This window comes from Pantoea sp. B566 (assembly GCF_024793925.1).
In the GTDB taxonomy this organism is placed as follows: domain Bacteria; phylum Pseudomonadota; class Gammaproteobacteria; order Enterobacterales; family Enterobacteriaceae; genus Pantoea; species Pantoea ananatis.
Map to the genome: position 1 here is coordinate 1165688 of NZ_JANUQL010000003.1, position 13445 is coordinate 1179132.

The 13445-nt window shown below is 44.8% G+C and carries 10 protein-coding genes; all 10 read right to left on the reverse strand.

Annotated features, from left to right (window positions below):
* Positions 1-6: 6 nt before the first annotated feature.
* Positions 7-2904: a beta-ketoacyl synthase N-terminal-like domain-containing protein gene (locus NYE92_RS07110; RefSeq protein ID WP_116219618.1), complete on the reverse strand. Its 2898-nt coding sequence runs from the start codon at positions 2902-2904 to the stop codon at positions 7-9.
* Entirely contained in the window at positions 2901-3215 is a 315-nt protein-coding gene (locus NYE92_RS07115; protein ID WP_116219617.1) for a Dabb family protein, read from the reverse strand. The genes NYE92_RS07110 and NYE92_RS07115 overlap by 4 nt, the downstream gene beginning before the upstream one ends.
* Positions 3208-5841 carry a beta-ketoacyl synthase N-terminal-like domain-containing protein gene (locus tag NYE92_RS07120; RefSeq protein ID WP_116219616.1) on the reverse strand — a complete coding sequence of 878 codons (2634 nt, stop codon included), beginning with the start codon at positions 5839-5841 and terminating at the stop codon, positions 3208-3210. Before NYE92_RS07120 ends, NYE92_RS07115 begins: the two co-directional genes overlap by 8 nt.
* 57 nt (positions 5842-5898) lie before the next feature.
* Positions 5899-6306 (reverse strand): ester cyclase, encoded by a 408-nt coding sequence (locus tag NYE92_RS07125; protein ID WP_116219615.1) that lies wholly within the window; start codon positions 6304-6306, stop codon positions 5899-5901.
* Positions 6307-6504: 198 nt separating this feature from the next.
* On the reverse strand, positions 6505-8193 hold the full coding sequence (locus NYE92_RS07130; RefSeq protein ID WP_181901410.1) for a non-ribosomal peptide synthetase: 1689 nt from the start codon (positions 8191-8193) through the stop codon (positions 6505-6507).
* A 201-nt stretch (positions 8194-8394) separates the two neighbouring features.
* A complete protein-coding gene (locus tag NYE92_RS07135; protein ID WP_210483653.1) occupies positions 8395-9963 on the reverse strand; it encodes an AMP-binding protein in 1569 nt (522 codons plus the stop codon).
* Complete coding sequence (locus tag NYE92_RS07140; RefSeq protein WP_116219612.1) at positions 9956-10219, reverse strand: hypothetical protein; 264 nt, start codon at positions 10217-10219, stop codon at positions 9956-9958. The genes NYE92_RS07135 and NYE92_RS07140 overlap by 8 nt, the downstream gene beginning before the upstream one ends.
* 99 nt (positions 10220-10318) lie before the next feature.
* Positions 10319-11944, reverse strand: coding sequence for a phenylalanine aminomutase (D-beta-phenylalanine forming) (locus tag NYE92_RS07145; RefSeq protein WP_116219611.1), 1626 nt, complete (start codon positions 11942-11944; stop codon positions 10319-10321).
* Between the two features lie 277 nt (positions 11945-12221).
* Positions 12222-12617 carry a hypothetical protein gene (locus NYE92_RS07150; protein WP_116219610.1) on the reverse strand — a complete coding sequence of 132 codons (396 nt, stop codon included), beginning with the start codon at positions 12615-12617 and terminating at the stop codon, positions 12222-12224.
* The gene (locus NYE92_RS07155) at positions 12602-13444 is read right to left on the reverse strand and encodes a transglutaminase domain-containing protein (protein ID WP_158151120.1); all 843 of its coding nucleotides are present in this window, start codon (positions 13442-13444) and stop codon (positions 12602-12604) included. Before NYE92_RS07155 ends, NYE92_RS07150 begins: the two co-directional genes overlap by 16 nt.
* Position 13445: the final 1 nt, after the last annotated feature.

A 13445-nucleotide genomic window follows, 5' to 3' on the forward strand; every position in this document is an offset into this window, starting at 1 on the left:
TAGGTTTCATCGATTAAACAAGGCACGGTCTATATTAGATACAAACATAGACATCAGGCTTGATACCATTTCACGCGGGTAATTCGCTTGATTAAAGATCATCTCGATTGCGATCCTCTCTTGCTCAGGCACGAGATTGACCGTCAAATTTCCATATACTGGCTGGTAGCGCACTGGATATTCAGAAAGCGTGAACTGCCGATATTTTAAAATATTGCCTTTGTTTTGGTTCTGATACATAAAAAGAATATCATAAACCCCCTGGCCGTTTTTCCCTGTCTGGGACGAAATTCTCTCCAGCGGCACGTGAGCATGAGGCAGGCTGTTTTTGAGTGCGCTGTCAGTCTCATTCAGGATTTCTTTGAACTGTGCCGACTCACAATTAACGACAACTGGAATATTATTCATTCGACAGTCAATTACTGCTCTGTCCGCTTCCGAGCGATTGGCCAGCGTCATTCCTGTGCAGATAACGGTAGCATTCAGGAATTCTGATAAGGTTGTATTGAACAGAGCATAGATCACGACAAAGAGGGGTTTCTTATGGATCCTGGCAATATCCAGTATTCCTGAAACCTGTTCCGGTGAAAGGCAAGAGACCACCGACCCGTTGATCAATTCCTTCGCCATGATCGGTCGAGCGGGGTCGACCGGTAATGACGTTTGCGGAGCGTTACGCAGAGAGTCTTGCCAGAACGCCAGGCTGGCATTGGAAATTTCAGGCTCTCTGCGCTGAGGAATACGGATTCTGTCTAAGGGCGCGTTTTCTTCACCGGACAAGACTTCCAGTAAATTGTGCAAGCCCGTCCCATCAATCGCAATGTGATGAAAATTCAACACCAGCAGCGTTCTGGCGCCATGTCGAAGCGTCGTTACCCGGCAAAGCGGCCCCTTATCGAGATCAAACCGTTGCTCATACACGGCCTGCAATCGCATTTCCAGAGAGGCTTCTTCAGACACTTCCACCAGCGCCGTTTCAATGACCTGTGCACGTTTGGCCGCCAGTGCAATACCCTCTTTGGTAATATGGTACTGATGAATGAACTGAGGGAGCTGCGCAAGAATTTCATCCAATGTTTGCGTGAAGGATTCAATCGGAAATGCCTTCGTAACCTCGACACAAATTGGAACGTTATATTGACTACTATTGCCTCGCTGAAGCTTTTCCAGCAAATAAAAACGTTGTTGATAAGGTGACAACAAACCCTGTGGGTGAAGAGGAGCAATCACCGGCTGGCGATCCTCCTTAGGACTGGCGCACAACAATGGATCCATGGCAATCGCGTTCGCGAGGGCCTCGGGCGTCGAATGCTTGTAGAGGGTTTCTGTCGTGACATCAATGCCGAGTTCTGATTTGAATAACGCAAGTAGCTCAACGGCCGTCACAGAGTCGCCATACAGATCGAAGTAATCACTGTCTGGGTAAATATCATCCTCCCCAAGCACTCGCTGATAGAAAGACAAGACCTGGGGCAACAGGGAGGAGAACGTAAACGGCGTCTGTTCTCCAGCGGGATCGTGCCTTGAGGTCTGTTTCTCACCGCAGGCATCTTTTGCCGGGGCCGGCTGAGAGAAGAATGAATACACGCAGCCCTGTGCCGCCTTATGGCTCGGTTTATCCAGCATGTGGGAAGTTGCGTTGCCGTAGCTTTCAATCACAATGTGCGCATTGGTCCCCCCCACGCCCATCGAGCTTATAGCGGCCAGAGAGGGCTTATCAGGATCCAATGAAATATTGTCCGCCGTAAACAATAAATTCTGCTTCTCCGACTCGCGGAGTAATTCATTGAGCTGAGACAGGTTGGACGTCCCAGGATAAACGCCTTGCTTGAGTGCCAGAACAGACTTAATCAGGGAAGCGATGCCCGAGGCCCAGAAAAGATGGCCAATGTTACCTTTGACCGATCCCACGACCACCGGGGATAGCGTGTTTTCCTCAGGGAAACTTTCCATTAACTGGCTAAGGGCCTGAACTTCCATTGGATCACCCACGACAGTTCCTGTTGCATGGCATTCTATAAACTGCAGCTGGCGAGGAGTAATGGCCGAATTTTGATAGATTTTAGACAGCAATTGCGACTGGCCCTTGACCGAGGGGGCGGCATAACTGGCCTTGTTCCTTCCATCATTATTACTCAATGCATTCGAAATCACAGCATGGATAATGTCCCCGCTCTTTTCGGCATCCTGAAGTCGCCTGAGGATCACGACCCCCCCACCATCCGAGGGAACGGTGCCATCTGCACTATGGTCAAAAGGCCGACACATGCCGGTTTGAGAATAAATGGACCCGGGTTCGTACTTGTAGCCTTCCTCCAAAGGATAGGAGATATGCACTCCGCCACAAATCACGGCATCACAACGCTCTGTTTGCAGCATCCAGCAAGCTTCAACAATCGCGGTCATTGACGAAGAACAGGCGGATTGCAGATTGAAACACGGGCCCTGAAAGTTAAATATATGGGCGACACGGGTAGCCATAAAATCGGTACCCTTATTGAGGTTAAGCAGCAGCGCATTAGGCGCTTCAGTCTGCCCTTCTGCGACGCTATTTTGCAGTTGATCATGATAGGTATGATTGCTGCCCTGCGTCGCTATCACCGCAACGGTTCCGAGTGCGCCTGGGTCGTGATATTCGCCATCAAGCAAGGCCGAGTCGACAAGTTCGATAAACTTTCTCAGCTGCGGATCCATAACTAACGCTTCCTTTTCAGAAAGACGATAGCGCTGCGCATCAAATGTTTCCGGATTCGGGCACTGCCCCTTCGATCTGACGTATCCTTCCTGATCGATATATGACTGATAGGACACCCGTCCCTGGCACAGATTGTCCCAGAACGCGTGGTAGTCGCTGGCTTCTGGAAACAGTCCCGCCATTCCTGTAATTGCGATCTTTTCTTTCATCTCTTTTCCTCGGCCACCACCATATCGAAGACAATCGCCTCTAAAATGGCAGAGTTAAGTCTTTCGTTAATAAAGGTTTGATGGTGATCGTTAATTTGATAGGCATCTCTGTCTTTTTTCGAGCTAAATTCCATAACGAATGCATACTCAAATCCTGAATGATATGCATTGTCACCATCATTTATTCCATAGCTATATTTTATGATGCCGGGGATTTTATCTTTCAACTCACCTAGCTGGTGAAGCAGTTCCAGAGCCTCTGTTTTAGAAACAGACGTCTGGAATTTAAATAAAATAATATGCTTATACATGCTGTTCTAAAAACTCCAGAATGAAATCTAAAACGTCATCAACATTTGATTCGGTGACTAATCCAACATGGTCAGTGTTGATTTTCCTGACTATCATTAAATCGCTTACTGGCCAGTTATTGTTGGCCTTTTTCAACGACTCAAATGCACTGGCGAGCATCTTGTTTTTTACCTCTACAAGAGAAGCGGTCGCCACGACATTGAGCAGGGGCACGCTGATCCCAGAATACGCAAATGCCTTAACCATATTTCTTTCAATATCAAATAATGATTTGAGATTATCCCTTGCTCTTTCATCTCCGCTAATCGAATTTGAAAAATAGCTGAGATCCATAAAACAGGAGAGATAGTCATCCGTAAAGAGCACTGAGCTATCCGGAGAGTACAGAACAGAATCCAGCAATACGTTGCCTTTGATTTCTATCTTCCCTCTTAATAATTCCGTTATTTTAATAGCCAGCAGCCCACCGAGTGACCAGCCGCCAATAAAGACTGGAGCAGTGCTATCTTTCACACTTTCGAAAATATCAGACGCATACTTTTCAGCGAGTTTATCTATTGAGCTAATTTTTTTTTCATTATAGAGATTATAAGAGTCGACTCCGAGCACTTCGATGTCACCAGCAATTTTTTTGGACAGACTTTTGTACATCTCCACGCCTGAAATCGATGCGTGAATTAATATAAGCGTTGCTCGTTTCTCGCCCGGCGGAACACACAGCGTTTTTATCAGCGAAGAGGCTGTTTTAGTACTGGCCAGTCTATTCAGTTCTTTCAGTTGGTCATTGAAAATATCGTATTTCTCAACCCATTCCATGGTCAAAGTCAGACCGAGGGTGGTATTAATATCAGTGACCAATGACAGCGCGAGGATAGAGTGCCCCCCCAGGTCAACGAAGCTGTCTTCTTTGTTTATTGATTCCAGCATAAAATTATCCAGCCAAATCTCACGCAGTGCCTCTTCGCAGCTAACCACATTGTCTCTGGTGGCTTCCCGCGGAACGTCGTCCACCTGGGTTTGCGGTTGAGGGGTGGACTGGAGCGTGACGACGTGCCTGGCATCAATTTCGCTCACATTAAGCGCGATCGCTTTCCCCTTATACTCTTTCAGACAAACGTCAAGGGGCTGACCGACAACGTTTGATCGCAATGTAGCGGCAATTTGCTGTTCAAGATCGCTCAGAGATGCAACAGCAAAGGTTGTAATACAGCTTTTCCCCACAGAGCGTCTTGTCAGGGTGTAGGCCACATCGTTAAGCGAATGAGAGATGTTTTTTAATTCCTCCCGGAGCTGGCACAACAAGTGCTGCAGGCGTCCACTGGTATTTGCGCCAATCATGACGACGACTGTCTGCGGCTTCTCTTCCACCATCAATGAAGTGCACTCTTCCCCACGAATGACTAGCGCACAGTTGGTTCCGCCGATCCCTAAAGAGTTAACCAGGCCTGTTAAATTATCCTTTCGATGGCTTTTTTCAGGGATGTAAAAAGGCGTCCGCTCAAAGGATATATTCGGGTTAAGCGATGAGAAATTGGCTGCTGGATAGAGCTTATTATTCCACACTTGCAGTACAGCCTTTAACAGGCCAGCATGACCGGCAACGACATCCAAATGGCCAATATTGGCTTTAACTGATGACAGTGCCGTGCTATTTTCAGCTGGCTCATCACTCATGAAAACTTTTCTCAGTGCCGCGACTTCGAGCACATCCCCAATCCTGGTGCCCGACCCGTGACCTTCAACAAAGTTGATGTCCTGCACCCTTAGCGCCGATTTGGCGAGCACGTTTTGGATGTTTCTGGCAATACCACTGGTTGAAGGCGCGGTATAACTCGATTTGGCTCTTCCGTCATTGTTAATGCTGCTCGCGGTAAGCACACCGTATATCCTGTCTTTGTCGCTGCGAGCCTTATCCAGAGATTTCAGCACAAATACGACACAGCCAAACCCGGGAACCATGCCATCTGCCGTCTGAGAATAAGAGGATAAAACACCGCTTTCCGACAGATTCATCCCCGGCTGGAACTGATACCCGGAATGAAGAGGATAAGGGAGGCTGGCTCCGCCTGCGATCGCCACATCACAGTCTCCGGTTGCGATCCCTTGCATCGCCATGTGGACAGAGAGTAAGCCGCTTGAGCATGCTGACTGTACCCCTACAGCCGGACCTTTCAGATCAAAAAGGTATGCGCATCGCAATGACTGCTGTTCCTTATTCGAGCCAATCTCGATCTCGAAAGGATCGTACTTATCCAATGCTAACTGGCTGCCTGAAAGAAAAGAGGGGTAATGGCTGTCGGAAGATGTGGAATAGACACCGGCGTTCAATGCGCAGCGGGTAGGGTTATAACCAGCATGTTCCAATGCCCGCCACGCACATTGAATAAACATACGCTGTTGAGGTTCAATGATGTAACTGTCCCGCAGTGACATCCCGAACAGGTCGTAGTCAAACTGATCGGCTCCCTGCACATAGCCCGCCCGGCTGACCCAACCTTCACGAGGGGTGACACAGGAGAGAGGGTCGGACAACGCATCCTGACCGGATTCCAGCAACGCGTCCAGCTCTTCCATATTACTTGCGCTAGGCAAGAGAAAAGAGAAGCCAGTAATCGCTATATCCATTTTAAATTACCTGTTGTCATAGGCATAGAATGAACACTCTATGCCTGGGTTATCGGGTTATGCTGACGGCTGTTTTAGCCAGATTTCGCTGTACATTTCGTCATCGACCATGAACCACAGTTCTGCGACTTTCCCATCAACAAATCGTTTTTCTACCATGATCTCAATATCACGGGCTTGCTCTTCACCTTTTAACGTAGCCCGGCGATTAAGGCGAGCATAGGTGCGGTCACCGGCAGCAAAGACCGACTCGACAGAAGTTAAGATCGACGCATGTTTAGCAACAAACTCCCCCATTCCCCCTTTCATCTGTTCAATGTGCAGCGTTTTACCTTTTAAATGACACTTCGCACCCTCATGGTAATAACTGTTCACGACAGGGCAATTGCCCGTATCAAAAACATCCGTATACAATGATTTTACAATTTCAATGTTTTTTAATTCGTTTTCACTATACTCAGTCATAATGTCGCTCCATTAATATAAAGCCCAGTACTGGCTGTTATTTGCAAGGTTGATAAATAGTAAGCTAAAGTCGTTTACTGGATAATGAATAATCCATGAGATGACTTTTTTGATTAAAAATTAAAATGCAGCAATACCTATAAAAAACGTTCACTCATTCGACATACTTTTCCGGTAGCGAAAAAGTAAAAATAGATTCTAAGCATTGACCTTGTTGTTGACTAAATCATCCACGCCTTGCAATGTGCCAGCGCTATAAAGATCAAGAAGATTTATTTTAATATCAAATTTTTTATTCAATTCGTAACTAAACGTGAGCATAGATATTGAATCAAACCCAAGTTCAAATAAACCAGCATCAAGCATTTCAACCGGCTTATCCAGCACCTGTTCAGCAACACTCTTCACCGAGCATTCGGTGGAATCATTTTGACGCATTTCAAGATAGTTTATCGTCTGATTAATCAGTGACTTCGTATCGAGTTTGCCATTCTTTGTGAGCGGCCATTGCGTGTTTTCGATTAAAAAATCAGGAAAAGAAAAGGAACTCAATTGAGCGCGTAGCCGGGTAGCAATCGTATCGAGATCGGCCGTTTCATCATGTATTTCGATCAAAGAAACAAGATGGCTATTCCAAATAAAACACAGTGCTTTGACAATAGAGCGATCGTTTTCTAATGTCTTTTCAATGTCATCTAATTCAACCCGATGCCCATTCAATTTAACCTGACGGTCCTGCCGACCCAAAAAATAAAATTCGCACTCTGATGTGCATTCGACAATGTCCCCGGTATCGTAATATCGGGTGCCGTCAATAATCATAAACACCTTGTCGGTTTCAACAGGATTATCGTGGTAACCCAGCGAGAGACCTCTTCCCGTTACATGGAGCCTCCCAATACCCAATTTATGGTATTCACCGGTGTGTTCATCGAAAAGAAGGTGTTCACTTCCTCTTACCAGCTTTCCTGTCGGGACCCGTTTCTCACGTTTCAGTTTGTGAAGGTCTAACAGAGCAACGGTAGTGAAAACGGTGTTTTCCGTCGGCCCATAACCGTTGTATAGCTGCGTATTAGGCGAACGTTCCAAAAAGGACACCGCAGCGTTAAAATTTACTTTATCTCCACCGACGATCAAATGTCTGAGACGTGCTAATGCGCGGCAATCTCCGGATAACATATGGCTCCTGAAGAGACCGGCCGTCATCCACATGCAGGTTATTCCGTAGCGATCAATGGCATGAAGAAGGCGTGCCTCATCCAATACCACCATCTTATCCAGCAGCACCAGGGTGCCGCCAGAGAGCAAGGGGGTAAAAATTTCGAACGTGGATGCATCAAAGGAGAGTGATGAATAAGATGCCACAACGTCTTCATCACTCAAGGAAATGAAAGAAGGACGATGAAGTAAATTGAGCACAGAACTCGCTCTGACCTGAACGCCTTTAGGTTCCCCCGTAGAACCTGATGTGTACATGACTGACATCACCCCTTGCTCAAGAGCACGATGAAGTACCTGCGCATGTCCATGATGCGTCAGGGGGTGTGAGACAACCTGCCCAGTATCAAAACACACATCATTAATCACCCGAATCAGAGGGAATTTCGTCGCGATTTTAGTCAAAAACGAACGAGGCCGATCGCCATCAACCGGTATAAATGTTACACCACAGTCTATAGCGGCTAGCATCAGTATGATGGCTTTAAGTTTATCTTTAACATTTATAATGACTGCAGTATCACTGCATGAAATAGCCTGATTGCAGATTTCAATGCGTCGTTCTAACTCCTGATACGAACAGACCATCTCATTGAACACGATAGCGTTTTTATGACTAAAACGCCCTCTTATCGTGCGAAGCACATTTTTCAAGTCATTATCTTGCACAGATTCACCTCTCCGTGTTTTTTGACCATTTGTCATGTATTAAAGTCTTTTACGTCTCCTGAATGTTTTATTTTCGTAAGCAGGAAACTGATAAGAAGCAGATACTCAGGCGAAAACACCCGCCACTCAGCGTCACGTACTGACATGAAATAAGGATGCTTTCCGAAAGACAAAACAACACTGAGCCGATTGAAAGTTGATTTATTTAATATGCAATGAGATGATTTTCTTATCGTTTATACATCCTTTGGAGCGGACAAACGCTGAGTGGACAGAATCTTTGACCTTACTCCTGTCTAACTTTGCGCTCCTCAGTTTAGGGAGTGAATCGAAAATGGCGAAGACATTTGGGATCATGTATTTCGGCAGCCGCTTTCCTAACAAAGAAATACATTCTTCCGGATTCAGTAATGACGTACTCTCGTACGAAAGAACCAAATAATCTTTATTGTTATTCGTGTACTTATGTAGAAACAGTTCTCCAACATTCAATACTTTCTTAATGTTTTCTGCAACATCCTGCAGATGGACTCTGAACCCATTGAGTTTTACCTCATCATCCGATCGTCCAAGAAAGTAAAAAACGCCCTTATCATCAACTTTGACAACATCATTGGTAGAATAGTATTGCTCACCGTCAACAAGTACGAATGGGTTATCAACCTCTAGCGGATTAATATAACCTTTCATGACTTGCTTGCCAGATATCAATAGTTTTCCTTCACCGGCATTTGATAAACCGTAGCGGGTTTTGAGCAAGTATCTGGTGCCATCAAATGGCTTGCCGATACTGATATCGCCAGCTAACGAATCCAAGGTGATCTCTGAAGAAAAGCAGCACATGGTACCTTCTGTAGGGCCGTAGGCGTTAATAACTTTAAGATCCGGGATGTGTTGCAGCAATGTTTTTATGGACTGCCCGTGAGGTTTTTCTGCACCAAACAGGATGAGATTCAGAGAATGAAGCTTATCAAACCCTGTCGCCTCTTGAAGCTGTGGCAACAATATTTCCAGCACTGAAGGAACACAGCTCAACCGGGTAATCTGATATTTTTCAATGATGCCAGAAAAAATTGCCGGTATGAAAGGCGCCTTGTACAAGTATACCGAGTGCCCATACAAAGCCGGCACTATGCTGTCAAGTATCGTCATGTCGAAATACAGTGGACCAATTGACAAATAGTTTTCTGATTGTTCACTGACGTACCGGGGATACAGTGCCGCTAAGAAAAAATTCAGGTTTTCATGTGTAATTTGCACCCCTTTAGGCTTCCCAGTTGAGCCGGAAGTAAAGATGATGTAAGCAACGGTATCGCTATCAATTTCCGTCACATTCTCTTCACCGTGGAAATCAACGTCGGTTAATTCGCTGACAGATCCATTAGAAACCACACACCCATGAGGAATTAACAATTTTTGTCTAAAAGCGCTCTCCTGACCTATATAGTTGTCCTCCGCTACCACCATATCTGGTTGAAGATCCGAGATAATCATCGCCAACCGACTGTCTGGAAGGTTTTTATCTAACGGGCAAAAAGTGACGCCTTTCAATAAACACGCAAAGAAAAAGGCATATTCTGAAAATGACTTATCCAAAAATGAGGCAACTCTTTTGCCCTGAATTATTTTAGCCGATTCAAAATAATTTATTATCGTTACCACCTCCAGATACAGTTCTGAAAACGTTATTTCCCTTTCATAGTTATAATAGACAACATCATTATTATCCTGAAATCGCCTTATCATCGACAATAGATTACTTTTAGTCATCCTGGGCCTTTTTATTGATTGCAGAGTACACCCATGAGACGACTCCATTCAGCGTGTCCAAAACCTTTTCATCGCCAATATTACTGCCAAATGACAGGCCGTAAAATTTATTTATTTTGTAAACAAACTGAAGGATATCTACCGAATCAAGAATTTCTCTCAGTTTAACTTCTGCATCTATCTCTACGCTATCATCGTAATGATTTAGTAATTTAATTTCATTTTTAAGCGTTGTTTCAATTTCAGATTTTTGCATATACCACTATCCATTATTATTCATTTTATGAACCCTCACCAATATCGGCGACGCGACTTAGCCCTCCGGGATAAGTCGCACTGGTCCCCGCACCCATCATTAAATATCGCGATTTCTGGTTAACACGTTTTGTGCAATGGACTCGATATAATCGGAGATGGTTTCGTCTTTTTCTAAATAAGGTACAAGCGTGCGAGTTTTGTCATAAAGAGCACGCGTTCGTTTCGACAGGCCAGCCGTTCCCCGAATGTCGACGGCCTGACAGGCACATAGTAATTCGAATGAGAAAACATATTTCAGATTCTTTAGCTGTTCTTTAACACGGCGAGCGGCAACAAGCCCGAAGGAGACAATATCCTGAAAATCTCCGGTGGTGCTAAGCGACTGAATTGAAATTGGCATACAGGAAGCTCTGGATTCAGCGGTAATCGATGCTGTCATGAATTGTCCTCCCATAAGTCCCAAACGTAACCCCGCATTTTCAGCACAAAGAAATGGAGGTAAACCATTGCTGTTGGACTTATCCATAAACCGGTCAATTCGACGGTTGGCGAGGTTCATCATCGTCACCAGCGCAATATTCAGGTGATCCATAGCCATGGAGACATATTGACCATGGAAGTGTCCATTATGGAATACCTCTTCAGTGGTCTGGTCAATTAATGGATTGTCATTGGAAGAATTCAACTCGTTAGTCAACGTTTGTTTAATATTCTTCAGAGTATCCGCAACGGGCCCAAGAATCTGAGGTGTACAGCGGATTGAATACGCGTCCTCAATCTGATGGCTACTCGCTTTGACTAATCCATCCATTTCCTCAGCAATCAGCTTTTCGACTTCATGTTCGTTCACGGCCAGCGAAGAGTCGGCCAGTGTTTCCCATATGGTAGTCGCCACTTCCAGCTGCCCTTGATGCGGCTTCATGCGGTGTACGGCCGGCTCAAACGGTTTAGTTTTACCGTGCAGCCCTTCAATTGACAACGAGGTTACTGTAAGGTAAGTGTCGAATAACTGTCTTACTTCGTCATAGAGCAAAACCCCTAAGCCCACCATGGCTGACGTGCCATTGATCAGAGCCAGTCCTTCTTTAAAGCTGAGTTCCATTGGTGAGATCCCCGCTTTTTCAAGCGCCATTGCCCCACTCATCTGCTCGCCTTGGTAGCGTGCTTTCCATTGACCAGTGCAAACCAGCGCAATGGCTGCCAGTGGGCCCAAATCGCCACTGGTTCCAAGCGAACCTTTTTCAGGGATGCAGGGAACGATTCCCTGGTTATAAATTTCGATTAGTTTTTTGAAGTTAACGATCGAAATGGCCGAGTTGCCACGTGACAATGAGACGATTCGCGCCAGCATGGTCGCCCGAACCGTTGTATCGTCGAAATATCTTCCCACATTGGTTGCAACAGCATTAATTAAGTTGTTCTGTAGCTCACTGGCTTTCGCAATAGGAACGATATAGTTAACGAATCCCCCCATGCTCGTATTCACACCGTAAATGACTCTTTCATCCGACACCATGCTCTCCAGGATGTCGCGCGACCTTGTCACTCTATTAACAACTTCATCATCGAGAGTGACAGGTTGGTGATCTCTCGCCGCGCGTGCAATCTCTTCCAGAGAAATATCTTTACCCGATGAGATGTGGAAATGCATTTTTTCAATCTGAGATAATGTTTCATTACGAGAAACAACGGATTGACGACCGTTTTCGTTTACAAAACTCATTATAACCACCGATTAATTTTAATTCGCATTAGCCGCCTGAACGGTTAAATATAAATTTGTCTTTTACAAACTTTCATATGAGTGACGACCGATTAAAACTGACAGACTCGTTACATCAAATGAATGTTCAACTTAGCCTTAACGCATTTATCTATTAAGAAAAATGCAGATAAACCATATATGGTAAAGTATTACCGACTTTGAAACTTGTATTTCATTTAATAGCTATCCATTGAGGATATGCAGACTAATGATATATCTGCTCACAGACTCAGTTTCAATCTGAGTTCGCAAGTAAAATGTGACATGAAAGGAGCGAATGATTGGTACTGGTGAATGCTTCGCAGTGGTACAGGTATTTTGAATCAAGACGACTGAGCAACTTTGTTACTAAGATATAGCTGGATCTGATATCACTGGCATACTGAATATTCAGGTTATCTAAACCAACTAAATAGCCACTATAATCAGGATCCAGTTTATTTTTTATGTGGATACCCGCTGCCTGAGCTAATGATTCGACAATAAGTGGCCATGAATTTTGACAATAGTGCTTATAGGTCTTCTCTGCATTAAAATCCGCCCGAGCCGTCATTTCATACTCAGACATACCCTCAACGGTAGAAATAAAAGAAAAAGGTTGAGCATGAGCCCCTTTCACAAACTCTGGCATGGCTTATAATCTCTTTGGTAAGGATGGAAGTTAATGAATCCTGAGAAGTCAGGATTAATACTTTTCATCTCTTTTCTACTTTCATCAATATTTTCAACGATTTCATCTACTCGTTGGGGGTCTTTCACATACTGCTTGAAATCAAAGTAGTCCCAGTAAAATAGCTCCACCTTATGTAAAGCCAGCACGTCCTGTAGCGTCCTCCATACGAATCGCTCAAGGCCAAGGATCTTTCTGTACGAATGATGATGAATGGCCTCAAGATTTAAATCACCGCGCCGATATTTTTTCCATAGATCAGTAAAGAGGTTGGATTTGATTCTCGGAATATTATCAAACTCGAAATCGATAAAGGATTGAGTCTGGTTTTTTTCAATAATCTCGAGCGTAATCGTTGGATCCAGAATTTGCCATTTTTGATTTGAAGAGCACCAGTACTCAAGGACGATGTGTTCCGCATAGGAGTTGGGTTCAAAATATTCACACAGGCAGAATCGATATCGCGCCGGAATCGACAACTCACGCAGGATACCAAGACATAACAGTGAAATCGTTTGGCAATTGCCAATGATTTTCTTTTCAAAAAGATTCTCTGTTGTTAAATCCAGCCCACGTCTCGTCGCTTCCTGCAAAACTTCTTTGACAGTGCGCAGTTCGAAGTCTTTATGCCGGGACAGAGGGATCTTGTAAGCATTAACACCGCTTTGATGCTCGATAAGATTACGACAACTTCTGGCAATACTTAGCAGTGAGCTGTCATTCATATCGAGATGAGGCGCCGCATCGCCTAATGCCGTAATATCTGATTGAGTTGAATAATCGATCATA

Coding starts and splice junctions, on each gene's coding strand:
- NYE92_RS07110 (WP_116219618.1), bottom strand. CDS start 2,904: ATGAAAGAAAAGATCGCAATTACAGGAATGGCGGGACTGTTTCCAGAA.
- NYE92_RS07115 (WP_116219617.1), bottom strand. CDS start 3,215: ATGTATAAGCATATTATTTTATTTAAATTCCAGACGTCTGTTTCTAAA.
- NYE92_RS07120 (WP_116219616.1), bottom strand. CDS start 5,841: ATGGATATAGCGATTACTGGCTTCTCTTTTCTCTTGCCTAGCGCAAGT.
- NYE92_RS07125 (WP_116219615.1), bottom strand. CDS start 6,306: ATGACTGAGTATAGTGAAAACGAATTAAAAAACATTGAAATTGTAAAA.
- NYE92_RS07135 (WP_210483653.1), bottom strand. CDS start 9,963: ATGACTAAAAGTAATCTATTGTCGATGATAAGGCGATTTCAGGATAAT.
- NYE92_RS07140 (WP_116219612.1), bottom strand. CDS start 10,219: ATGCAAAAATCTGAAATTGAAACAACGCTTAAAAATGAAATTAAATTA.
- NYE92_RS07145 (WP_116219611.1), bottom strand. CDS start 11,944: ATGAGTTTTGTAAACGAAAACGGTCGTCAATCCGTTGTTTCTCGTAAT.
- NYE92_RS07150 (WP_116219610.1), bottom strand. CDS start 12,617: ATGCCAGAGTTTGTGAAAGGGGCTCATGCTCAACCTTTTTCTTTTATT.
- NYE92_RS07155 (WP_158151120.1), bottom strand. CDS start 13,444: ATGATCGATTATTCAACTCAATCAGATATTACGGCATTAGGCGATGCG.